The 23,783-nt window shown below is 39.3% G+C and carries 23 protein-coding genes; 16 read left to right on the top strand and 7 right to left on the bottom strand.

From position 1 onward, the window contains the following. Window positions 1-41: 41 nt before the first annotated feature. Complete coding sequence (locus tag BBI00_RS19165) at window positions 42-674, top strand: trimeric intracellular cation channel family protein (RefSeq protein ID WP_065400470.1); 633 nt, start codon at window positions 42-44, stop codon at window positions 672-674. Between the two features lie 131 nt (window positions 675-805). Here BBI00_RS19165 and BBI00_RS19160 read toward each other — a convergent pair whose 3' ends face one another. Further along, window positions 806-1,375 carry a hypothetical protein gene (locus tag BBI00_RS19160; RefSeq protein WP_065400469.1) on the bottom strand — a complete coding sequence of 190 codons (570 nt, stop codon included), beginning with the start codon at window positions 1,373-1,375 and terminating at the stop codon, window positions 806-808. Between the two features lie 150 nt (window positions 1,376-1,525). Continuing rightward, window positions 1,526-2,023, bottom strand: coding sequence for a dihydrofolate reductase (locus tag BBI00_RS19155; protein WP_065400468.1), 498 nt, complete (start codon window positions 2,021-2,023; stop codon window positions 1,526-1,528). Between the two features lie 75 nt (window positions 2,024-2,098). Between BBI00_RS19155 and BBI00_RS19150 the strand changes: the two genes are divergently transcribed. The 5 genes from BBI00_RS19150 to BBI00_RS19130 all read left to right on the top strand — a co-directional run bounded on the left by BBI00_RS19150 (window position 2,099) and on the right by BBI00_RS19130 (window position 6,538). Further along, window positions 2,099-2,704, top strand: a complete 606-nt coding sequence (locus BBI00_RS19150; RefSeq protein WP_065400467.1) for a LemA family protein — start codon at window positions 2,099-2,101, stop codon at window positions 2,702-2,704. Then, window positions 2,704-3,135, top strand: a complete 432-nt coding sequence (locus tag BBI00_RS19145; protein ID WP_065400466.1) for a TPM domain-containing protein — start codon at window positions 2,704-2,706, stop codon at window positions 3,133-3,135. The genes BBI00_RS19150 and BBI00_RS19145 overlap by 1 nt, the downstream gene beginning before the upstream one ends. After that, on the top strand, window positions 3,116-3,934 hold the full coding sequence (locus BBI00_RS19140) for a TPM domain-containing protein (RefSeq protein WP_065400465.1): 819 nt from the start codon (window positions 3,116-3,118) through the stop codon (window positions 3,932-3,934). The genes BBI00_RS19145 and BBI00_RS19140 overlap by 20 nt, the downstream gene beginning before the upstream one ends. A 192-nt stretch (window positions 3,935-4,126) precedes the next feature. Next, complete coding sequence (locus tag BBI00_RS19135) at window positions 4,127-4,648, top strand: NAD(P)H-dependent oxidoreductase (protein ID WP_065400464.1); 522 nt, start codon at window positions 4,127-4,129, stop codon at window positions 4,646-4,648. A gap of 3 nt (window positions 4,649-4,651) precedes the next feature. Further along, on the top strand, window positions 4,652-6,538 hold the full coding sequence (locus BBI00_RS19130) for a monovalent cation:proton antiporter-2 (CPA2) family protein (RefSeq protein ID WP_065400463.1): 1,887 nt from the start codon (window positions 4,652-4,654) through the stop codon (window positions 6,536-6,538). Window position 6,539: 1 nt separating this feature from the next. Here BBI00_RS19130 and BBI00_RS19125 read toward each other — a convergent pair whose 3' ends face one another. After that, window positions 6,540-7,355 carry a GIN domain-containing protein gene (locus BBI00_RS19125; RefSeq protein WP_065400462.1) on the bottom strand — a complete coding sequence of 272 codons (816 nt, stop codon included), beginning with the start codon at window positions 7,353-7,355 and terminating at the stop codon, window positions 6,540-6,542. 233 nt (window positions 7,356-7,588) lie between these two features. Here BBI00_RS19125 and BBI00_RS19120 point away from each other — a divergent pair, with 233 nt between their 5' ends. From BBI00_RS19120 to BBI00_RS19110, 3 genes are all read left to right on the top strand, one after another. Further along, complete coding sequence (locus tag BBI00_RS19120; protein ID WP_065400461.1) at window positions 7,589-9,730, top strand: M3 family metallopeptidase; 2,142 nt, start codon at window positions 7,589-7,591, stop codon at window positions 9,728-9,730. A gap of 142 nt (window positions 9,731-9,872) precedes the next feature. Further along, window positions 9,873-10,250, top strand: coding sequence for a YchJ family protein (locus tag BBI00_RS19115; RefSeq protein WP_065400460.1), 378 nt, complete (start codon window positions 9,873-9,875; stop codon window positions 10,248-10,250). A 5-nt stretch (window positions 10,251-10,255) separates the two neighbouring features. Beyond that, window positions 10,256-10,849 (top strand): hypothetical protein, encoded by a 594-nt coding sequence (locus tag BBI00_RS19110; protein WP_065400459.1) that lies wholly within the window; start codon window positions 10,256-10,258, stop codon window positions 10,847-10,849. A gap of 305 nt (window positions 10,850-11,154) precedes the next feature. Here BBI00_RS19110 and BBI00_RS19105 read toward each other — a convergent pair whose 3' ends face one another. Continuing rightward, complete coding sequence (locus BBI00_RS19105; RefSeq protein ID WP_065400775.1) at window positions 11,155-11,655, bottom strand: FKBP-type peptidyl-prolyl cis-trans isomerase; 501 nt, start codon at window positions 11,653-11,655, stop codon at window positions 11,155-11,157. A gap of 171 nt (window positions 11,656-11,826) precedes the next feature. Then, window positions 11,827-12,078, bottom strand: a complete 252-nt coding sequence (locus BBI00_RS19100; protein ID WP_065400458.1) for a VF530 family protein — start codon at window positions 12,076-12,078, stop codon at window positions 11,827-11,829. A gap of 120 nt (window positions 12,079-12,198) precedes the next feature. Here BBI00_RS19100 and BBI00_RS23430 point away from each other — a divergent pair, with 120 nt between their 5' ends. The 3 genes from BBI00_RS23430 to BBI00_RS19090 all read left to right on the top strand — a co-directional run bounded on the left by BBI00_RS23430 (window position 12,199) and on the right by BBI00_RS19090 (window position 16,804). Beyond that, window positions 12,199-12,348: a hypothetical protein gene (locus BBI00_RS23430; RefSeq protein ID WP_165602565.1), complete on the top strand. Its 150-nt coding sequence runs from the start codon at window positions 12,199-12,201 to the stop codon at window positions 12,346-12,348. Window positions 12,349-12,559: 211 nt separating this feature from the next. Continuing rightward, window positions 12,560-13,765 (top strand): metallophosphoesterase family protein, encoded by a 1,206-nt coding sequence (locus BBI00_RS19095; RefSeq protein WP_065400457.1) that lies wholly within the window; start codon window positions 12,560-12,562, stop codon window positions 13,763-13,765. A gap of 3 nt (window positions 13,766-13,768) precedes the next feature. Then, entirely contained in the window at window positions 13,769-16,804 is a 3,036-nt protein-coding gene (locus tag BBI00_RS19090) for an AAA family ATPase (protein ID WP_065400456.1), read from the top strand. A 209-nt stretch (window positions 16,805-17,013) separates the two neighbouring features. Here the strand turns inward: BBI00_RS19090 and BBI00_RS19085 are convergent, their stop codons facing one another. Beyond that, on the bottom strand, window positions 17,014-18,039 hold the full coding sequence (locus BBI00_RS19085; RefSeq protein WP_065400455.1) for an LLM class flavin-dependent oxidoreductase: 1,026 nt from the start codon (window positions 18,037-18,039) through the stop codon (window positions 17,014-17,016). 150 nt (window positions 18,040-18,189) lie between these two features. Between BBI00_RS19085 and BBI00_RS19080 the strand changes: the two genes are divergently transcribed. From BBI00_RS19080 to BBI00_RS19070, 3 genes are all read left to right on the top strand, one after another. After that, complete coding sequence (locus tag BBI00_RS19080) at window positions 18,190-18,996, top strand: hypothetical protein (RefSeq protein WP_123902320.1); 807 nt, start codon at window positions 18,190-18,192, stop codon at window positions 18,994-18,996. A 208-nt stretch (window positions 18,997-19,204) separates the two neighbouring features. Next, window positions 19,205-19,801, top strand: a complete 597-nt coding sequence (locus tag BBI00_RS19075; protein ID WP_065400453.1) for a hypothetical protein — start codon at window positions 19,205-19,207, stop codon at window positions 19,799-19,801. A gap of 11 nt (window positions 19,802-19,812) precedes the next feature. Next, entirely contained in the window at window positions 19,813-20,319 is a 507-nt protein-coding gene (locus BBI00_RS19070) for a hypothetical protein (protein ID WP_065400452.1), read from the top strand. A 133-nt stretch (window positions 20,320-20,452) separates the two neighbouring features. Here BBI00_RS19070 and BBI00_RS19065 read toward each other — a convergent pair whose 3' ends face one another. After that, a complete protein-coding gene (locus BBI00_RS19065) occupies window positions 20,453-22,591 on the bottom strand; it encodes a S9 family peptidase (RefSeq protein ID WP_065400451.1) in 2,139 nt (712 codons plus the stop codon). Between the two features lie 514 nt (window positions 22,592-23,105). On the opposite strand from BBI00_RS19065, the gene BBI00_RS19060 reads away from it, so the two are divergent. After that, window positions 23,106-23,618: a YceI family protein gene (locus BBI00_RS19060; RefSeq protein WP_065400450.1), complete on the top strand. Its 513-nt coding sequence runs from the start codon at window positions 23,106-23,108 to the stop codon at window positions 23,616-23,618. Window positions 23,619-23,783: the final 165 nt, after the last annotated feature.

Here is a 23,783-nt window from a genome sequence, read left to right as displayed (position 1 = left end):
ATTTTTATTACTCATTGCTCATTATTCATTACTCATAGTATATGCACGAACAGTTCAATTTCGCTATAGAAGTACTTGGGACCATTGCGTTTTCCATGTCAGGAAGTTTTGCAGCCATGCAGAAACGGCTTGACCCCTTCGGCGTTCTTATTATTGCCTTTGTGACTTCCGTAGGGGGAGGAACTGTAAGGGATCTCCTGTTGGATATTCCCGTATTCTGGATGCATGATCTCCTGATGTGTGGTCTGATTCTGGCCACCAGTATTTTTTCAATGGTTTTTAAATCTCTTGAAAAGAACTTTCAGGTGACGTTATTTATTTTCGACAGCTTCGGGCTCGGGTTATTTACCATCATTGGTGTTCAGAAAGGATTAAATGCAGGCATCCATCCGTTGATCTGTATTGCATTGGGAACCATAACCGGCTGCTTCGGAGGGATTATACGGGATATCCTGCTCAACAGGATTCCATTGATATTCAGAAAGGAAATTTATGCTACAGCATGTATTGTAGGAGGAGCTGCATTCTTATTAATGACGAAATACACTCCCCTGTCCTATACTTTTATCCAGATCTTTACTATTTTACTGATTGTTGCCATCAGAACCTTAGCTGTAAAATACCACTGGCAGATGCCGAAATTTTACGGATATGACCAGAATTCGGAAATGTAGCCTGAATCCCGGTTAAAATACAGGAAACAAAATAAACTTATTCTGATACCGGATTAAGGATCAATTCAGGATTTTTGACATAAAAAAAGCACCTGCTTCAGGTGCTTTACTTTTTATTATATCTTTATTTCTTAGAAGAATTTCCCTCTGTTTCTCATATTAGGATTGTGCATATGCTTCTGCATGGAAGGCATTTTCAGCTGATCTTTCATCATTTTGATCTGATCAGTCATCATACCGGCACTGTCCAGTCTCTTAGCTTCTTCCAGTAGTTTCTGCCCTTCCTGTTTTCTTCCTTTAGAAATAGCGGCTGCGGCAAGGTTTAAAGTAGCCATTGCTCTGTCATGCTTCATATTCAAACCATATTCCAGGGCTTTTTTCATTAGAGGTTCAACTTTTGTCGGGTGATCCTGAGCTTGAGTTAATCCTAATAAATAGTGGAAATATCCGTATTGGGTCTTATGAAGTTGTCCTTTATAATCAGTAATTTTTGTCAGCCATTCTGCAGCTTTTTCCATATTCTGCTTTCTCAGTTGCCAGAATGCCAAAAGGATATACTCATTTTTAAAGTAAAGTAAAATTGGAAATGCGGCAAGAAGGAAAACAACAATACCCCATCCAAGATTTCTGGTGAAAATCATCATATAAAGTCCCAGAAGGATAAGAAGTGCTGCTACTGCAATTTTAATGTTCTTATTCATTATTAAATTTTAGAAGTGCAAAGATAATAAATTTAAGGCTTAAAGTTCAAAAAGTCAAGGGTGAATGGTCAATTCGTTGAGCTTGTCCGTTGTTTATATCCACGGGATATTCACGATTCACTTGGCAAAGCAAAAACTGACTGTTGTTCCCTATCCTTCTCTCTTAATTTTTTCAAAGGTCTGGAAACAGAAGTCATAGCCATTCTTTTCATCTTTCTCATGGCAGATCTCATTTGTTTTTTTCCAGATCTTTTCATCGATTTTCGGGAAGAAGGTATCCGCTTCAAGATCAGCTTTCACCAGAGTTACCTCTAGCTTATCCACCATATCCATGGTCTGTTCATAAATATTACCACCACCGATAATGAAAACTTCTTCATCGATCTTTTTGGCAAACTTCATGGCTTCTTTCAGGCTTCCTACAATAAGGATTCCTTCCTCAAACCAGTCTTTCTTTCTTGAAACAACAATATTGGTACGGTTCGGAAGTGGTTTTCCAATACTCTCGTAAGTTTTTCTTCCCATAATGACCGGATGCCCGGAAGTAAGGTCTTTAAAATGTTTTAAATCTTTCGGAAGATGCCAAAGCAACTGGTTGTCAAAACCAATCTCATTCTTCTCTCCCATTGCCACCACTATTGTTGTCATTCAAATATAATTTTTTACAAAATTAGCACATAATTTGTATATTTGGTTAGCACAAAAAATTTAAAAAAATAAACTATGAAAAATAAAGGATGCCTGGGCGCCGGAACAATTGGTATAGCCCTCCTTATTATCGTTGCAGTTCTTTTCTTCTGGGGAAGAAGCGGATACAACAGCTTTGTAGACAAAGAACAGACTGTGAACGCAAAATGGTCTAATGTAGAGACCGTGTACCAGAAAAGAGCCAACCTGATTCCAAACCTGGAAAGAACGGTAAAATCGTATTCAAAATTTGAGCAGGAAACTTTAACCCAGGTGGTGGAAGCACGTTCTAAAGCTACTTCGATCAACATCGACCCTACCAATATGACGGATGCAGATATTGCTAAATTCCAGGCTGCACAGGGAGAATTATCCGGTGCATTAAGCCGTTTGATGGCTGTGGTAGAGTCTTATCCTAACTTAAAAGCAGACCAGCAGTATATCAACTTCCAGAGAGAGTATACCGCTATTGAAAACAGCATCAGAACCGAAACGGTTTATTATAACGATGCAGCGAAAGTTTACAACACCTCTATCAAGACTTTCCCCAATAATATTTTGGCGAATTTTACCAACTTTAAAGAAAAACCTTATTTCAAAGCTGAAGCAGGAGCTGAAAAAGCCCCTGAAGCATTCAAATAATAATGGGTAATTACCTTACAAATCAGCAGATCGCTTCCCTTGTGGAAGCGATTCAGTCAGCAGAAGACCATTCTACAGGCGAGATCAGAGTGCATATTGACTCTAATACGGAAAACCGGGATGCCAAGACCGCATTTGAAGTTTTCAGAGAACTGTGTATGGATAAAACTGCCGATAGGAATGCAGTGCTTTTTCATGTCAATTTCGAACAGAAATACCTTACCATCATTGGTGATGTCGGAATTCATGCTAAAGTACATCAGTCTTATTGGGATCATCTGCATGATTATATCACTGCTGAGTTTGCAAAAGGAAATTATTACCAGGCACTGAAAAGTGCCATTCTGGAAACCGGCCTTGAACTTAAAAAATATTTTCCTGTAGAAGGAGAAAATCCAAACCAACTCCCGAATGAAATTACGTTCTCTTAAAATAGTATTTTCATTTCTATTGATCTGCTTTTACACATTTGTATCAGCACAATACACCATACCCCAAAAACCGGCAGTACTCTATCCTGTTTTTGATGAAGCAGGACTGCTTTCCCAACAGGAAAAAGACGCGCTTAATAATAAACTGATCAAGTTTGCCGATTCTACCTCAACGGAAATTGAAGTAGTGATCATCAAATCCACCAAAGGAGAGGATGTCAACTTTCTGGCTACCATGTTCGGAGAGCAATGGAAAATCGGGAAGAAAGGAGTTGATAACGGGGTTGTTTTCCTGATCGCTACAGAAGACAGAACAATGTCTATCCAGCAAGGGCGTGCAGTGGAACAATATCTAACAGCGTCAGTGGCAGGCCAGATCCTGGACTATATCGTTACGCCCAATTTCAAAAAAGGTCTCTGGTATGACGGTATCAATGGCGGAACCTCAGCAATTATGGAGGCTGTACAGGGGAAATTTAAACCTGTCGCCACAACAGCGCCTTCCGGAAACGGAAGTGCATTCAAAGTACTGGTCATTGCATTTGTTATTTTCATCATCATCGCTATCCTTTTTGGCAACAGAGGTGGTGGACGTGGCGGAGGCGGAAATTATGATGATGACGATGATGTCATCATCACCCGCAGAGGACGCAGAAATTATCCTGGCGGTTTCTTCCCGTTCCCGGGCAGCTTTGGAGGCGGAGGCTTCGGTGGTGGTAGTTCCGGCGGCGGAGGCGGATTCGGAGGCTTTGGTGGAGGCGGAAGTTTCGGAGGCGGTGGTGCTTCCGGAGGATGGTAAATAAATAATTTATTATATACAAACAGATCAGGTCTTAATGACCTGATTTTTTATTTAAAAACCTAAAATAATATCAAATCTTTGATTTTATTAATGTTAATTTGATTTTTTCATATTAAAAAATTAACAAACAAGCACAAAAACTACCTTTTATTCAATATTTTTTCACTATATTTACTGAAAACAGGATTTATGAAGAAGACGCTGGTAATATTTGCCCATCCTTATCTGGAGCACTCCAACTCGAATGTAGAGCTCATCAATTTCTACGTTCGGCACCAGCATTATACCTTGAGAGATCTTTATGAAGAATATCCTGATTTCCACATTGCCGCCTTCAGGGAAAGAAAACGACTGAAAAATTATGACCGTTTTGTCTTCCAGTTTCCTCTGATATGGTTCGGGATGCCGCCTCTTCTCCGATTATGGATTGATGAAGTTTTCGACAGGGACTGGCTTAAAGAAGGAGAACACAATCCATTGGAAGGAAAGGAAGTATACATTCTGGTGACCACAGGCGGCAAAGAAAGATCTTTCAGCAAAACCGGCACCTACGAATATACGATTAATGAGCTGATCAGCGGACTGATCGTTTCCTTAAAGGTCTTCAAAGCTGATATCAGGCATATCAAGATCGTTTACGAAGCCAATAAACTTTCCAAAAAAGAAATTATACTGCATAAAAAAGAATTTACAGAACTTCTCAATCAATAGCATATGGAATCCAGTTTAGCGATGAACACATTAATTTTTCTGGGGGTAGCCATCATCATGGTTCCATTGGCCAGAAAATTAGGACTGAGTTCTGTGATCGGTTATATTTTAGGAGGGATCATTATAGGTCCTTATGTACTCAGGCTTACAGGAAATAATGTAAACGACATTATGCATGCCAGTGAATTTGGGGTCATTATGCTTTTATTTATCGTAGGACTTGAATTAGAGCCCAGAAAGTTCTGGGAAATGCGAAAGAAGATCATGGGACTGGGACTCTCACAGATGCTGCTCACTATTTCGTTGCTTTTCGTGGTATTTATCAGCGTAGGATGGCGTATTGACAAGGCCATTGCTGTGGCTATGTGCTTTGCCCTCTCTTCTACTGCCATAGTGCTTCAGACATTACAGGAGAAAAACAATTTCAAAACCACCGCCGGAGAAGCTTCATTCTCTACGTTGCTGTTTCAGGATATTTCGGTGATTCCTATTCTGGCTATTCTTCCCATTATTGCCAATTATAAAGCCAAGCATCATGATAATGAAATTCAGATCCTGATCCAGAAACTTCCGGAATGGCTGCAGGCAAGCACCGTAATCATGGGAGTGGTCCTGCTGATCTTATTGGGAAGGTATGTATTTGTCCCTTTTTTACGCTATGTTTCAAAATCAGGAATGGCAGAACTGCTGACAGCATCTTCCTTATTCCTGGTCATAGGGGTTTCTGAACTGATGATCGTTATCGGGCTTTCCCCGGCATTGGGAGCTTTCCTCGCCGGTGTAATGCTTGCCAACAGTGAGTTCCGGCACGAACTGGAAGCTCAGATCAATCCTTTTAAAGGGCTATTGCTGGCTGTTTTTTTTGTCAGTGTAGGATCAACCATCAATTTTAACATTATTAAGGATGATCCTCTGTTTATCTTCAGTACTGTTTTTGCGGTATTGGCTGTAAAATTTATTGTTTTATATGCAATCGGAAAGTTTTTCAGGATAGATACGCCGCAAAGTCTTTTTTATGCCTTTGCTCTTTCGCAGGTAGGAGAATTTGCTTTTGTACTGATCAACTATGCATCGGATCTTTATCTTCTGAGTCCGGAACTGAATGCGCAATTGATGGCTGTAACCGCTATTACAATGTGCATTACCCCTATCCTGTTGATTGTAAATGATCGATTTATTACCCCGAAGTTCATCAAAGAAATTCCTGAGGAAGAGAATGATTTTAATATTCTGGATAATGATGTGAGCCAAAAGAAAATTATCATCGTAGGGTTTGGGCATTTCGGAAGTACGGTAGGACGTCTTCTGAAGGCCAATAAAATATCAGCTACTGTTCTGGACAGAGATTCAGACCGTGTGAAACTTCTGAGAAGCTATGGTTTTAAAGTATATTACGGTGATGCTACCAGAATTCCCATTCTAAGAGCTGCCGGAATTGAAGATGCTGAAATTTTGGTGTTATGTCTTGATGACCCGGACGACAATATGTTTATTGCCGAACTTGTGCGTGAACATTATCCCGAGGTGAAAATTTTCGTAAGAGCTAAAAACAGAATTGATGCCTACGAATATCTCAACAACGGCATCAATCATATTTACCGGGAAACATTAGGAACCGCAGTGGATATGGCTGTTGACGTACTTCATGAAACAGGCATGAGAAAATATGCAGCAAGACGCCTGGGGCAAAGATTTATGGCTATTGATAAAGCTTCTGTGAGAAAACTGGCAAAAATGACCGAAGATCAGGATATTGCCTTGTTCAGCACAAAAGAAATCCTCCAGCGTGAGGAGGAATTACTGGCTTATGATAATCTTAATTTCGATAACCGGAATTGGGATTCTTCTCCATCCGTGGAAGAAGAAGATGAAGAAGAATCTCAGGATTGATTTATTGGATGTTTACGCTGCCACCGCTGCTCTCTTCCTTGCTTACATTTTTAAGTTCTCCTTTTTTAGCGATATCCACACTTCCTCCGGAAGAAGCTCCTGCTTTCACAGAAGATACGGCGCTGATCTGAACATTTGCTCCGCTGGAGGCATCAGCTTCCACATTGTCAGCAATAACCCCTTTAGCTGAAACACTGGCTCCTGAAGAAGCACTGATGTCTGCATGCTTTGCTTTTCCGGAAAGGTCAAGAGATGATCCTGAAGATGACTCAATATCCAGATTCACTGCCCATATTTTTCCACTGAAGTTACTGCTGCTGCTAACGTTGATATCCATATCATTAGCTTCAAGATCTCCGGAGATACTCCCTGCACTGGAAACCTCTATGTCTGTTTTCTCCTGAGTAAACTTATCTTTTACGTTAATTTTTGCAGCTGAATCGGCAAGAAGCTTTGAAAAATCTTTAGCATAAATCTTTGCTGTCACTTTATGAATATTCATTACCCTGATACCTGGCTTATAATGGATATGCAGTTTTCCGCCTTCATTATCTACCAGTATCTCATCAATGATATTCTGAGGCGCGGAAATTTCCACTTTTTCTACGTCTGATTTGATCACCTCAGCTTCTATTGCCTGGGAAACCTGAATTTCATCAAAATCCCCGTTGAACTCTTTATGCTGTATAGGCCCGCTTTCCGTATTTACCACTTTCTCTACCCAGTTGCTTTTTTCCCTGTCTTTTTTCTCATGTCTCTCATTACATGAGGCTAATACCATTAAGGCAGAAAGAACAAAAAGATTCCTTGTTTTCATATTTATTTATTTTTTCGATTATTTTTTTGATTTCTTACTTAAAAGACAACTAATTTATAAAAAATATTACATTACTTATGAAAATACATTAACTCTCTGCAATACAAATTCTCAAAAAGACATTCTACGGTCTGGAGATCCCACAGCAGGCTCTTCTCATGAAATACCTCAGCCAAAATGTACGCTATGATACAAGTTTTTAATATCTTTATGCTTTAATAACAACTTTATTTATGAAGAATATTTCGTCGGTATTATTAATCTCTGCCTTGGCGTTCAATCAATCTTGTACTACAATGAAACAGACCGATATTCAACAGGAACTTCCTGCTCCTGATCCCTCTTTATCTTCAAACCCGCTGATGAAGAAAAGCAAGCTTCAGTATGAAGCTCCGGAATTTGACAAAATCAAAAATGAGCATTTTAAACCTGCTTTTGATTTTGGTTTAAAACAACATGAAGCTGAAATAGTAAAAATTGCCAACAACCCGGCTGCCCCAACTTTTGAAAACACTATTGTAGCGTTGGAAAAAAGTGGTGAAGTACTGAAAAGAGCAGTAACAGTGTTCTCCAATCTTACCAGTGCAAATACCAACTCTACCCTTCAGGCCTTAGATGAAGAATATGCTCCTGTTTTTGCAGCTCATTCTGATAAAATGTACCTGAACGAAAATCTTTACAAAAGAATAAAGTCGATCAAAGAAGACGGCCTGGATACTGAAAGCAAAAGACTTGTTCAGTTTTACAAACAAAACTTCGAAATTGCAGGTGCAAACCTTTCTGCAGCAGACAAAGAAAAGCTGAAGCAGATCAACCAGGAACTGGCTTCTCTTTCTACCCAGTATGCCAACAAACTTCTGGAAGCCAGAAAGCAGGGCGGTGTATTCTTTTCTGATGCAAAAGAACTTGACGGACTTTCTGCTGATGAAATTGCAGCGGCAGCAGCTGATGCTAAAACTGCAGGACAGCCCGGAAAATACCTTTTGGCTTTACAAAATACAACACAGCAACCTCTTTTACAGAATTTAAAAAACAGAGCAACCCGGGAGAAACTTTTCAAAGCATCATGGACAAGAGCGGAAAAAGGTGACACCAATGATACCAGAGAAACAATTGAAAAACTGGCTAAACTCAGACTGAAAAAAGCTCAGACGCTTGGTAAAAAGAATTTTGCAGAATGGAAACTTCAGGACCAGATGGCCAAAACTCCTGAAGCAGCAACCAAACTGATGAACCAGATTGCAACCCCGGCAGTGGAAACAGCAAAACGTGAAGCAAAAGATATCCAGGATCTTATCGACCAGCAGAAAGGAGGCTTCAAAGTAGAGCCATGGGACTGGAATTTCTATGCAGAGCAGGTAAGAAAAGCTAAGTATGATCTTGATGAAAGTGAAATAAAACCTTACTTTGAAATCACAACGGTTTTAGAGAAAGGAGTTTTCTTTGCTGCTGAAAAATTCTATGGACTGACGTTCAAAAAGAGGACGGACCTTCCGGTTTACCATCCTGACGTAGTGACTTATGAAGTTTTTGATCATGACGGAAAATCTATTGCGATCTATTATCTTGATTTTTACACAAGAGATTCCAAAAACGGTGGCGCATGGATGAGTAATTTTGTTGAGCAGTCTTATTTACTGGGCACCAAACCTGTCATTGTCAATTGCTACAATTACCAGAAACCGGCTCCGGGAAAACCATCCTTAATCAGTTATGACGATGTTTCAACCATTTTCCATGAATTTGGTCACTCCATTCACGGAATGTTTGCAAGCCAGAAATATCCTTCTCTTTCCGGAACCAACGTACCGAGAGATTTTGTAGAGTTCCCTTCACAGATCAATGAGCATTGGGCTTTAGATCCTGTTGTTCTGAAAAATTATGCGGTTCATTACGAAACAAAACAGCCGATTCCTCAGGCTCTGGTAGAAAAAATTAAAAAAGCATCTACTTTCAATCAGGGATATATGACCACAGAACTGGTTTCTGCAGCAGCTTTGGATATGGATTGGCACACAGTAACGAACGAAAGCCAGTTTATTCCTGTTTTGGATTTTGAAAAACAGTCATTGGCCAGCCACGGATTTACGTTGGCAACTGTTCCGCCGAGATATCATACTCCTTATTTTGCGCACATCTGGGGCGGCGGATATTCTGCCGGATATTACGCTTATTTGTGGTCTGAAACATTGGATAACGATGCATGGGAATGGATCAAAAACAATGGTGGTTTAACACGAGAAAACGGTGACCGTTTCAGAAAATACATCCTTTCGGTAGGAAATTCTGTAGACCTTAACCAGGCATTCAGGGATTTCACAGGACATGATCCGGATATCAAACCTTTATTGAGAAACAGAGGGTTTATTAAATAATATTATGAGAAGCATTCTTTTAGGGTGCTTCTTTTTTTTATTCCCATTCTGAAGTTTTGGCTAAAGCCTGTTTATTTTGATGGTTCAAGTCCATTTCTATTGATATTTACTATTTTTGCGGCATTAAAATTTTAAGTAAAAGATGAATTGTCCCTGCTGTTCCGGAAAGACCTATGAAGAGTGCTGCAAACCTTATCATACAGGAGAGAAACATGCTCCTACCGCAGAAGCACTGATGCGTTCCCGGTTTTCTGCTTTTGCCATTCCCAATGGTGAATACCTGATGGAAACCACTCTTCCCGGAAAAAGAAAATACCATAATAAGAAAGACCTTCAGGAATGGGGGGAGATCAACCAATGGACAAAACTGGAGATCATTCAGACGCCTGCCTTAAACCATGTAGAATTCAAAGCTTATTATACAGATCAGGACGGTCATCCGCAAATCCATCACGAGTTTTCGATTTTCCAGAAAATGCATGAACGCTGGTATTATGTTTCAGGTGAATTTTTAGATTAATTGATATGAAGAATTATATATACACATTGCTGTTTCTGCTTTGCAGTTTCAGTTTTACCCATGCTCAGACTGCAGAGGACAAAAAGTATGTTTCTATGGCTGTAACCGATATCCTGAAAGGTTTCCAGACCAAGAACAGTGACGGTATGAATAAATATGTCAACAAAGACTACGGCGTAGGCATCCTTTTTAAAAGTGGTGGCGATCTTGGATTTGTATTAAATGAAGAAGTTGATTTCGGTCTGCCTTTGGGTTATATTCAAAAAGCCTGGAATATAAGGAATGAGTTCCCAATGCAATTGGGTGATGCTACCGGTGAATATGACCTGAAAAATAAAAAGTGGAAAAAAGAAGGATTGTTCGTTCAGTTCAACTCCAATGCTGTGAATGCTTATGCTGATCAGTTTCTGGAGCAGTATGGAGTAAAAGATCAGGAGATTTTTAAGATCAGTTCCAATGCCAAAAATGTAGTTTTTGTAACGCTTGCCGAGAACACCAGGGAAAAAGCTCCTGTCAACGGATTCAGGTTTGTCATGACAAAGATTGAAGGACAGTGGTTTCTGACGTTTATTGATGTTACCGAATATGATGCGGAATAATGCAGGTAAAATGTGAGAATGCACTGTTAAACCACTCCGTCATCTATGATTCGACACCCTCCGATGGTGGGGAATACCAGTCAACAGGAGTTATTCTGCCGATAAAATAAAAAGACAGATTCTCTATGAACCTGTCTTTTTTTTATCTTCCGGATAAAACACTTTAAAAATTATTTTTTCATAGAGATCCAGCAGATTTTCATATAATGATCTGCAGGTTCTGACCTATGAGAAACTTTAAAAAATTTAAGATAAAGTATATCTCAAAAAAATGTCCGGAAAAAACCGGACATTTTTATTATTTCTTAGTGAGTATCTGTTCCGTCAACTCCGTGAGCATGGCCATGCGCCAACTCTTCTTCTGTAGCCGGACGTGTGTTTAAAACTTCCACCTGGAAATCCAACACTTTCCCTGCCATTGGGTGGTTAAGGTCTGCTACTACAACTTCCGGTGTGATCTCTACCACAAATGCCTGGAAATTATTCCCCTGGTTGTCAGATAAAGGTAAGATTGCTCCTACTGGCGGAAGCCCTGATTCATTAAACATCTCAACCGGCAACTGTGCAATAGCATCAGGCTGTCTGTCTCCGTAAGCTTCCTCAGGCTGAATGGTGAAATCTGCTTTATCACCAGCTTTCAAACCAAGGATATTTTGCTCGAACTTTGGAATCATCATTCCCACACCATACAAAAATGTAAGTGGATTTTCTGTTGTTGTTTCTTCTACAAGAACTTTACTTCCATCTTCTTCAATGGTGTGAAGTATATACTTTACAGATACAACGTGATTGTTTTCAATTGTCATATTTTTCTTTTTTTTCGTGAATGCTTTCACGATTAATGGCACAAATATACTGTTTTTGAAATGAATTGATGAGTTTGGAAGCCGGGAGATGGAAGAAGGAAGTTATGAAAGGCATAAAGAGCAGCCAGAAGTTCCTTTGCCTCCAGTTCTTTCTTTCAGCTTTCTGTCTTTTTACTTCTTATTCCTGGCTTCATCTCTTTTCTTCTGTCTCAGTACAAACAGATACAAACTTTCAACCTTGGTTCTCGCCCACGGTGTTTTTCTGAGAAACTTCAGGGATGAACTGATACTCGGGTTATCTGTAAAACATTTGATGTTGATCTGTTCACCCAGTTTCTCAAATCCTTTGTAATAGTCTACCAGTTCCTCAAGAATGGTATCAAGTCTTTTTCCGTGTAAAGGATCTTTTGATTTTTCTTCCATAACACGGTAAAATTAAAACATTTTATCATACTTACCGACGAAAATTGGTTAAGCTCCCAATCTTTAGTATTTTTGATGAAGCTATTGCTTACCAATAGAAATTATTCGTGACCAACAATTATGAGCAAAAACAACGAAGCCAACAGGAAAAAAAATAAAAAGAAAATTGATCAGAAAAAAAGGAAAATACAAAGTGCCGAAGCAGAAAGGAAAGCACGTTTAAAACAAATCCAGGCAGGTTTCAAAACAAAAGAAGACCATCAGGAATGAGGATTGTTCTTTCGTACAACCAGTTACTTAATAACCGATCAGATTTGAAGCTACAAAATTGTTTTTCGCTGAAATACTTCATGATCAAATAAGGTAAACCGTATTAAAAAAAGTACAGCTTCATTTATCTTTGAAGCATCAAAATCGTTTCCGGATCAACCCGGGATCTGAATTATACCATTATATTTCCTTTAAACATTGATAAACCTTTATGAAAATTCTGCATACTGCCGACTGGCATTTAGGAAAACGGCTGGACCGCTTTTCCCGTCTTGAAGAGCAAATCCTGGTGATGGAAGAGATCATTGCCATTGCCGATCAGGAAAACACAGACCTTGTGCTTGTTGCGGGAGATCTTTTTGATAATTTCAATCCTGGCGTAGAAGCTGTTGAGCTTTTTTATAAGACCCTGAAGCGTTTATCTTTGAATGGTAAACGTCCGGTGATTGCTATTTCCGGAAACCATGACTCCCCGAACCTGATCAATGCACCTGATCCGTTGGCCCGGGAATGTGGAATCATTTTAATCGGTCATCCTAAAGCTGAGATCACGCCGCTGGATTCTGCACATTTCAGAATTCTGAACTCGAAACCCGGCTTTATAGAACTTGCGATTGAAAATATTGATTTTCCTTTAAGAATTCTGCATACGCCTTATGCCAACGAGATCCGTTTAAAAGAATATTTCGGAGAAAATAAAGAGGAGGAAATCAACAAAGTACTTTCACAGACCTGGCAGGAACTTGCGGATGAGTTTTGTGATGCATCCGGAGTCAATCTTCTGACCGCCCATTTGTATATGAATAAAAGGGGTGCGGAAATTCTGGAAGAACCGGAAGGTGAGAAACCTATTAAAATCGGGAATGCTGATCTGATATTCTCCGATGCGATCCCGGAGCAGATCCAGTATACTGCATTGGGGCACCTGCATGGCTTTCAGAACATCGGTACAAAAGAAAGACCGGTAATTTATTCTTCTTCGCCATTATGTTACAGTTTCAGTGAAGCCGGGCAGACCAAATATGTTTCCATTATCGATGCAGAACCGGGAAAGCCTGTTTCGTATGAAAAGAAAACTCTGAGTAGTGGCAGAACATTGGTAAGAAAAACATTTTCATCTGTTGAAGATACGGTTCAGTGGCTCACAGAAAATCCGAATACATTCATTGAACTGACGCTGGAAAGCGAAACTTTTTTAACGGCTGATGAAAGAAGACTGCTCTATCAGTCCCACAACGGAATCGTTCACCTTATTCCAAGGGTTAAAAACAGGGAGCTGACGGAACAGCAAGGCCATGAAATCAATTTAAATCAGAATATTGAGATACTGTTCAAGGAGTATTTTAAATCTAAAAACGGAGGGCAGGAAGCCAATGAAGAACTGATGAATTTGTTTAACGAAATTTTAAATGCATAGCCCATGATCCCTGTTCAATTAACTATCGAAGGTTTATATTCTTATCAGGAATGCCAGACCATTGATTTTAAAAATCTTACTGAGGCCGGATTATTCGGTATTTTCGGAGCGGTAGGATCCGGAAAGTCCTCGGTTCTTGAAGCAATCTCATTTGCTTTATATGGAGAAACCGAACGTCTGAATATGCGGGATAAAAGGGCTTACAATATGATGAATTTAAAATCAAACAGCTCTTATATTGAGTTTGATTTCATCAATTATGAAAATAAACTGTTCCGTGCGACCCGTGATTTTAAACGGAATTCAAAAAAATTCGAGGAAGTAAAACCTAATAATGTTACTTTTTATGAGCACATTGGCCATAAGTGGGTGCCTTTAGACCATTCGAATGCTGAAGCCATTATAGGTTTGAGCTATTCCAACTTCAAGAGGACGATCATTATTCCACAGGGACAGTTTAAAGAATTCCTGGAACTGGGTGCCGCGGAAAGAACCAATATGATGAAGGAAATCTTCAGCCTGCAGCGTTATGATCTGCAGAATAATGTTTCGGCACTTCATGTAAAAAACAGGTCTGAGCTTGATCAGCTTGAAGGGCAGCTAAAAGGTTTTGAAGAGATCAATGAAGAAAAGATCCAGGCGCAGAAAGGCCTTTTGGCAGAAGAGCAGAAAAAGCTTTCTGAAGCCAATGAAAAACTGGAAAAAATTACCGATGCCTATCAACAGCTGAAGAATCTGAAAAGTGATTTTGAAAGTTTAAAACAGAACCGGGAAAAATTCGGAGTACTCTCTGCACAGAAGCCCGCCATTGATGCACTGGAAATACAGACCAACTTGTATGACCGTGTTTTCAGGCTTTTCAATCCTTTGATTGCAGAGAAAAATAAACTTTCAAAGGAAATCATAACCAAGCAGAATGAAAGAGAACAGCAAAGCAAAATAGTACAGGAAACCGAAAAGGCATTTCAGATACTTAAAGATCAGCTTGCAGCTCTTGAGCCTCAGTTTAAGGCATTAGAACAGTCCAGAATACAGGAGAATGACCTTCACCTGATCATTCAGATTCTTACCTTCTATGATGAAATCAAAATCTTAAGGGAACGGACTCAAAAAGGGTCTGAAAAAGTAAAGGAGGTCAACCTGAATAAGGACAATATTCAAAAAAAGATTGATGAGCTTTCTGCACATGTCAAAGCATTAAAGGAACAGAAACTGGATCCGGCTTTGCTTTCTGAAGTGGGAAACTGGTTTATCCAGCAGAAAAGTTTAAAAAAATCTCATGACGATCAGACGGAAAAGATCGGAAAACATCAGAAACAGATCGGAGAAATTGCAGAGGAATTAAAGCCTTTCAGCTATCATGAGAATTTTAAAGAAGATTTTAAATCCAGAAAGGAAACATTAGAAGCAAAGAAAAAAGGGCTTTCCCAGAAACTGGATCACCTGAAGGTACAGAAAGAGCTTTCGCGTTTTGCCAGTGAACTTCATGATGGTGAAAACTGTCCTCTTTGCGGTTCTCAGGATCATCCGCATATTGTGGAAATTCAGGATGTAAACAATGAACTGCAGGAAATCCAGGAAACTATAACCTCGGTTGAGCAAGAGATTCTTACCATTCAAAAACAGGAAGCCGAAATTGACAAAATCCTGGACCGCAAAAAAATATTTGAAGAACAGCTCCGCACTGAGCAGAACACCCTGCTTCAGATTCAGAAAGATATTGAAAAACATCTTCAACAGTTTACATGGAAGCCGTTTTCCCCGGATCAGGAGGATGACTTTGAAAAAAAGCGCTCCGATTCTTTTGCACTGGAAAAAAAGATTGAAGAAACCGACCGGAACATTGCCCTGGAAAGGGAAAATCTGGAAAAGGAAAATCAGCTTCTGGAAAAGTTCAGGACTGCATTAGACGATTTTAAAAGCAAAGAGATCAGCAAGGAAGAACAGATCAATATCAGCAGATCCGGCCTCAAAATACTGACCTGGGCCGCTTATGAGCAAAAGGAAACAGCAGAGGTTGAAAGTGCCTATCAGAAATTAGTTCTGTCTAATAAAGAAACGGAAGAAAATTACCAAAAGGCATTACAGGAAGAAAAAATACTTGCCCCGCAGCTCGCTGCACAAAAAACCATCGTAATCCAGACCGAAAAGCAGATTGCTGAGCTGGAAAAAGAAATTTCAGAAAATAACAATAGTATTGCCAATGCTCTGGCTGTACAGAATTTCACGGAGTTTAAAGAGGTTGAAAATATTTTACTGCAGGAAATCAATATTGAGCAGAACAGAAGCACAATTCAGAAGTTTAACATTGATTTTGAAACGCTGAAGAAATTCACAGAAGAGCTGGAAATAAAACTGAAAGGTCTCTCATTTGATGATGAACACTTCTCTCTAACCGAAAAGCTATTCACCGAAGCTCAAAGTGAACAGAAGCAGATCAGTGATTCTGTGGTCACAAAGACTGCAGAAATAGACCGTCTGGAAATGGAATACATCAAAAAAGAAAGCCTTCTGAAAGAGCTTGCAAAACTTCAGAAACGTGCTGAAAATCTTAAGCTGATGATGAATCTCTTTAAAGGAGCAGGTTTTGTACAGTATGTTTCATCTATCTATCTGAGACAGCTCTGTGATCATGCCAACGTACGTTTTCACAGAATGACGAGAAATCAGCTGAGCCTGCAGCTTAATGAAAATAATGATTTTGAAATTATCGATTACCTCAACGAAGGCAGAAGCAGAAGTGTGAAAACACTTTCCGGAGGGCAGGCTTTCCAGGTATCACTGAGCCTTGCTTTAGCTCTGGCTGAAAGTGTTCAGGCGAATGCGCAGGCTGACAAAAATTTCTTTTTCATTGATGAAGGTTTCGGAACCCAGGATACAGAGTCGGTGAATATTGTCTTTGAAACACTGACCAACCTGATGAAGGAAAACAGAATTGTGGGAATTATTTCGCACATTGAAGAGCTTAAAGAGAAGATTCCTACGGCCCTTACGATTATCAAGGATGAGGAAAGGGGAAGTCTGATTGAAATTATTTAATTTAAAACCACAAAAGTAACAAAAGCTATATTTTAAACTTCAGTTCAACTAAGTAAGTTAAAATGATGCTGAATAAATAAGTTCACAGAAGTTGAAAATCAAAGATTTTCATAAAACTAAGGTGTACTTCATCTGCATCATCCTGTTACATTAAAAACTAAAGTGCATAAAAACTTTTGTTACTTTTGTGGATAAATTCATACCTGTTATTACAATCCCTGTATCACAGGTTTCACTTCATTTCCGAACAGCTCTATAGACTTCATCATAATATCATGAGCCGGATCGCCAATGTCCATGTGCCCGATAAATCTTGTAATCCCGAAGATCTCCTTCATGTAGGCAATTTTATCTGCTACCTCAGCCGGGCTGCCGATAAATAATGCTCCGTCCTTGCTTCTTCCGCCATCATACTGCATTTTGGTATAAGGTGCCCATCCTCTTGATGCTCCTATCCTATCCATTTGTGATTTATAGGTATGGAAATATCCTTCTACCACATTCTGGTCATCACTCACAAAAGTATGGGAATGAATGGCAATCTGCATCTTTGAAACGTCATGCCCCGCCTTCTGATATTCCTGTTTATAGAACTCAATCAGGTTTTTAAACTGGATGGGCATTCCTCCAATAATTGCTACCACCAACGGCATTCCCAACTGTGCTGCACTCAGTACAGATTGTGGCGTACCTCCTACAGCTCTCCAGATAGCCAGTTTACCGTCATTTTTGGCTCTTGGATAAACAGTCTGATTCTGCATGGGAGCTCTCAGTTTTCCTGACCATGATACGTTCTCTTCAGTATTTATTTTCAATAAGAGTTCAAGCTTTTCATCGAAAAGCTGTTCATAATCATTGAGTGAATATCCATATAAAGGAAAAGATTCAATGAAGCTTCCCCGGCCTACGAATATTTCCGCTCTTCCGTCTGAGATCAGATCCAATGTTGAAAAGTCTTCATATACTTTTACAGGCTCTGAAGAACTTAACACCGTAACTCCACTTGCCAGTTTTATATTTTTTGTAATGCTTGCCGCCGCTGCCAATACCATTTCCGGTGAAGAAACGGCGTAGTCCGGACGGTGATGTTCCCCCATGGCAAAGACATCAATGCCTACCTCATCCATCAGTTTTACCTGTTCCAGTATTTCACGGATTTTAATTCCTGCATCTCTATATTTTCCGGTTGACTGGTCAAAAGCCAGGTCTCCGAACATTCCTATTCCTAATTCCATATTGTTGTTTTTAGTGATACAAAATTACGGTAAACGAAAATCAGAAGCATTGATGTTTGGTAAGATCGGAAACTGATTCAGGCAGATATCGATTTACTTTTTGCCACTGATGTAAACTTCTCTATATTTGAGGGCTATAACTTTATGAAAATGAGATACACCCTGACGCTTTTCCTACTTCTGCTTACTAATTTTTATTTCTCACAGAACAAAACCGAGATCTATGTAATCGGAAATATACATGACAGTGTTCCGAATTATCATCCCAAAATATTATTCGATATCCTCAACAAGATCAAACCTGACGTGATCCTCCATGAAGTGGACAGCCAGGGAATGAAAGAATACGAAACGGATAAAAGCATCAAAGGAAATGAGATTACAGCGAGTAATTTATATCTGAAAAAATATCCCGAAACCCTGAGACTTCCTTTTGATTTTGAAAACAGGAATCAGTATAGAAAAGAAAAAGGTATGGTACCTGCGGACAACTTATCTGTAAAACTGATCGACAGTTTATACAAAGCAAAACAACTGTCGCAGGCGGAAACAAAACTGTATGAAGGTTTTCTGAACAGCACCAGGGAATTGATGAAAACAGCAGAATTATCCCCCGAACATTTCAATAATAAGACGACAGACAAAATTTCTGAAAAAAGGCAGAATGCCCAATATACGGATTTAATAAAAATCACAGATAGCAGAAAGGAATTCGCACAGCGGTTTGCCACTAAACCTAATGGTGAAAAAATAAGCTACAGAGAAGGATTTAAATTAATGTCTGGTTTCTGGGACCTGAGAAATCAGACGATGGCTCAGAATATCTATAATACAGCTGTAAAAAATCCTCATAAAAAAATAGTTGTTCTGACCGGTTTTCTGCACCGGTATTATCTGCTGAAAGAACTTGACAGGCTCAATAAAGGGAACTATGTAATTAAAGAGTTTTATGAGTAAGTTTATATAGCCGCTTCAAAATTTCCGGTTGTTTTTTACATGCACTTCTAAATCAGATCAATTCTGATAATACGATCCATATTTAGCTAGCCGGCTAACAAAAAAACCGGGAAGATTTTCAGTATCGGATGTACTTTGGTAACATTATTGAATATTCATAATCATATTTCAATTGAATCTGATTATATTTATGTACCCAAAATATACAATGAGAAAATCTATTTTAAATGCATCCCTTAGCTGTACTATACTGCTTACTTTAGTATACTGCAGTAAAACACCTGAAAAACCTTCATCAGATCAGTCCGTAGATTCTACCAAGACTACAGTTCCGGTAATTAAAGACTCTGTAAAAACCTCCGAAGATTCACTGGCGTTAAAAGTAAAAGATTATATCAATTCGCAATACTTAAAACCTGAAGATCTAAAGACCATTGCTCCTGCAGAAAGAAAATTCAACATCTCAGAGATCGACCTGAATAATGATGGAAAAAAAGAAATTTTCATCAATTTTTTCACTCCGTATTTCTGCGGTTCCGGTGGCTGCAGCCTTGCCCTTCTTGATAGTGACCTGAAATTGATTAACAGATTTACTGTGACCCGAACTCCCATTACGATAGATTCAAAAACAGAAAACGGATGGAAAGTTCTATGGATTCAGGACGGCAATGCCTGGAAAAAGCTGACCCATACAAACGGTAAATATCCATCAAACCCATCTTTGATCAAAGCAACGAAAGAAACTCCGGAAACGAATTCCATAAAAATATTTGAATCAAATACCTCAAAAGCCTATTCATTCTAATTACTATTATTATGAAAAAATCATCTTTCCTAACGCTTTTTTTTATTCTTCTTTCTTTAACTCCGTTTTACGGCCAGAAGATTACCGACGGTGCGACATTGGATGTCAGCGGTTTGGCAATAACCTTTAATATTCTGAATAAAGAAGCCATCAGTGTAGGTGGTAAAAGCTTTGACCGTTACAAGGTCTCTGCAACTTTGGTTAATAAATCAGGTAAGAATTATAATGTGAGATTGTCTAATGCACCACAGGTAATATCTGACATTAAAATTGCGGAATTAGACTGTATCAATGCGACCGGTGCTAAACTTACTTCAAAAAGATTAGAGTTAAAACTGAAGCCTCAAAATGTTAATGTAACCTATTGGGCATATACTAAAGATGGAAAGTACCAGAGTTTTATTATTCCTATCGTGGCCGGCTATTATCTGGATGAAGGGGACTCCGTGAGTGATAATGCTATCTTTATTGTGCCTTCCGGGGAAATTCCGGAGGTAAAGGTACGTAAGACAATGTAAGATCAAATGCCAAAATAACAAAATAAAGGGCTCCGAAAAACAGGATAAATACAAAGATCCGGCAGAAGGCAATTATGCTCTTTTCCCTATAATTAAAATAAAAGCTATCTCATGATGAGATAGCTTTCGTGTTTTATTTTTTCAGATACTGATCAAAATAATCGGTGATTTTCTGCATCAGGTGAACCCTGTCTTTCCCGATCACATTATGCGGATGTCCCGGATAAACAAAATAATCTAACTGAACCCCGTTATCAACCGCAGATTTGATGAACTTTATGGAGTGCTGCCATACCACAACATCATCCTGTGCCCCGTGAATCATCAGTAATTTACCTTTCAGATTCTGAACTTTATCCAGAAGGTTTGCTGTGGCATATCCCTGTGGGTTTTCCTGCGGAGTGTCCATATATCTTTCTCCGTACATGATCTCATACATGCTCCAGTCGATGACAGGGCCTCCAGCGACTCCAACTTTGAAGACATCGGGTTTGCGAAGCATAAAGCTGGTGGTCATAAATCCTCCGAAGCTCCATCCATGAATTCCCATCTTCTCAGCATCTACATAAGGAAGCGATTTTAAATAGTCTACTCCTTTCATCTGATCATTCATTTCCGTTGTTCCCAGGTTTCTGAAAACAGCCTGCTCGAACTTCATCCCACGGTTGGCAGAACCTCTTCCGTCCATTGTGAAGATGATGTATCCGTTCTGAGCCATATATTCATACCAGAGGTTTCCTGACGCCGGGAAAGTATTGGTGATCAGCTGTAGGTGAGGCCCGTTGTACAGATAAACGATTGTAGGGTATTTTTTGTTGGGATCAAAATTCGTCGGAAGTATGATCTTTCCGTACAATGGTGTTCCGTCATCAGCTTTTAATTCTACATTTTTAATTTCGGGTCTCTGATAGTTCTTTAATGGGTTTTCAGAGGTAAGGATATTCGTAGATTTTAAATTAGCGGTATTTATGATATTGGCAACTCTTGGAGTATTGGCATTGCTGTAGGCATCGTAAATATAATTTCCGTCGTTGCTCAGAACTCCGGCATGCATTCCTTCTGCGGAATCCAGTCTCTGCATTTTGAAATTCGTCCAGTTGATCTTATACAGGTGTCTTTCTAAAGGAGTTTCTTTAGTGGATGTAAAATAGATTTCCTTTTTCTTCTCATTGAATCCTAAGATTTCTGTTACCAGCCAGTCTCCTTTTGTGATCTGTGCTACCAACCCTTTCTCCAGACTGTAGTGGAAAAGGTGATTGTATCCTGTTCTCTGACTTTGCCAGATAAAGTCTGTATTGGAATTCGGAAAGAAGGTAAGCGGACGCTGTGGCTCTACGTATTTGCTGTCTGTTTCCTCGAATAAGGTTTTCACCAGTGTTCCGGTAGCGGCGTCATACTGATTCATTTTCATATGATTCTGGGCTCTGTTCAGTACTGCTACAAAGATGTATTTTGAATCCGGACTCCATGTTACGGCTGTCAGATACTGATCTTTTTCTCCTTCAACTTTCAGGAATGTGGTTGCCTGGGTTTTGATATTGAAAACGCCTAATGTTACCTGATGAGAGGTCTGCCCAGCCATCGGGTATTTGATATTGTGGTTTACGGCAGGCGTTACAGACCAGTCAATGATCGGGTAATCGGCTACCATGCTTTGATCCATCCTGTAGAAAGCTATGCTTTCTGAGTTCGGAGCGGGAAAAATTCCGGTATCAATTCCGAATTCATTTCTGTGAACTGCCTGGCCGCTGATGATATTTTCATTGGTTTCATTGGTTACAGCAATGGTTTTCCCGTTTTTATTGACAAATAAATTATTCTTTACTGTAAAAGCAAAAGTCTGACCGTCACCCAACATTTTTATATTGGCAGCCTCCGGGTCTATTGAAGCCGTATTTTTTACTTTCCAGTCGTTTCCTGATTTCTCGATCCACGACATTTTCCCTGCTGTGCTGAAATATCCCTGAGATGTCCCGGTAAATTTAATGGCAGGAACAGCCTTCAGCTTGTCACTGGAAAACTGTCTGTTCAGTTGTGACAAAGATACCAGGGTATCCTGTTTATTGGTTTTCAGATCAGTGATCAGATATCCGCCTTTTACTGCCTGAATATAGGATTTGCTGTCTGCAGCCCATGAAAACTGTGAAATATTTTTCACTGCAAGGTTGGTTCTCATTCCATTTACAGCCTCCGCCATGGTAAACTTCTGGGTCTGGGCCCATACTGAACCTCCCAGAACCAGCATCAATAAAGAAAATCTATGTAATTTCATTGTATAAAATTGAATCCCTCAAAAATAAGAAATAAAAACCATCCGTTAAGAAACGTTAAAATAAAACATTCATAAAATGAAATTAATAAACTGAAGGAAATTATTTCTTAACTTAATACTAGAATTGAACGGAAGCTGCCGGGAATCACAAAATGCTTTAAAACCCTGTTGTAAAAGGATTTTATCTCCGATGAAACTGATCACCGCCTGTTTTCGGTAAAGATTATCTGATCCCTGGCAATGACAAATGATATATGGGAAGAAGTTCCCCCTAGCCCCAATAGTAACGGTTACCCCGCAGCATGAAACGGATAACAGATGGGATGAGGTGATGGAAGCGCACAGGAGCGAGGAGTATGAGTGGATAGCGGGAAAAAGCTCCCTGAAATGCCGGCTGCATTGATGGTAATTCATTATTGGGGATTACAGATGCATTTCTTATCCTATATCAATGATTTGTATAGTCGTTCTGTTCTAAATTTGCATCATTAACAATAACAAAATACACAATACAATGGCAACAAAATGGAATCTAGACCCAACACATAGTGAAATTACTTTCAAAGTAAAGCACATGATGATCTCTAACGTAAAAGGAAACTTCAGAACCTTCAATGCAGAAATTGAAGCTGAAGATGATACTTTTACCAACGCAAAAACTACTGCTACAATCCAGACAGATTCTGTATTTACCAATAATACAGACAGAGACAACCACTTAAAGTCTGCTGAGTTCTTCAATTGCGAAGCTCATCCAACCATTACTTTCGAATCTCAGAAGCTGAACGATCAGGTGATCGGAAACCTTACGATCAACGGGATTACAAAGCCTGTAACGCTTGATGTAGACTTCGGAGGAATCAATGTAGACCCATGGGGAAATACCAAAGCAGGTTTCTCTTTTGAAGGAAAGATCAGCAGAAAAGATTTTGGACTGAACTGGAATGCAGCGCTGGAAGCAGGAGGTGTAATGGTAAGTGATGATGTAAAAATTGCCGGTGAATTACAGTTTGTAAAACAAGCATAATTTTTAACATACATAATAAAGGGTTCAGGGATTTTACTAAAACCCTGAACCCTTTGTTTTTGATCTCTATTGAAGCACTTACGTTTTTTAAGCCAACAGTCCTTGCCGAAAGGGATACTTTAGCTTTAAACTCCAGTGTTTTTTAAAAAAATTTTAATCTTCATT

It is taken from the genome of Chryseobacterium arthrosphaerae (genome assembly GCF_001684965.1).
Lineage (GTDB): Bacteria > Bacteroidota > Bacteroidia > Flavobacteriales > Weeksellaceae > Chryseobacterium > Chryseobacterium arthrosphaerae.
The sequence above is the reverse complement of the archived record's forward strand: the minus strand, read 5'-3'. Positions and strand labels throughout refer to the sequence as shown.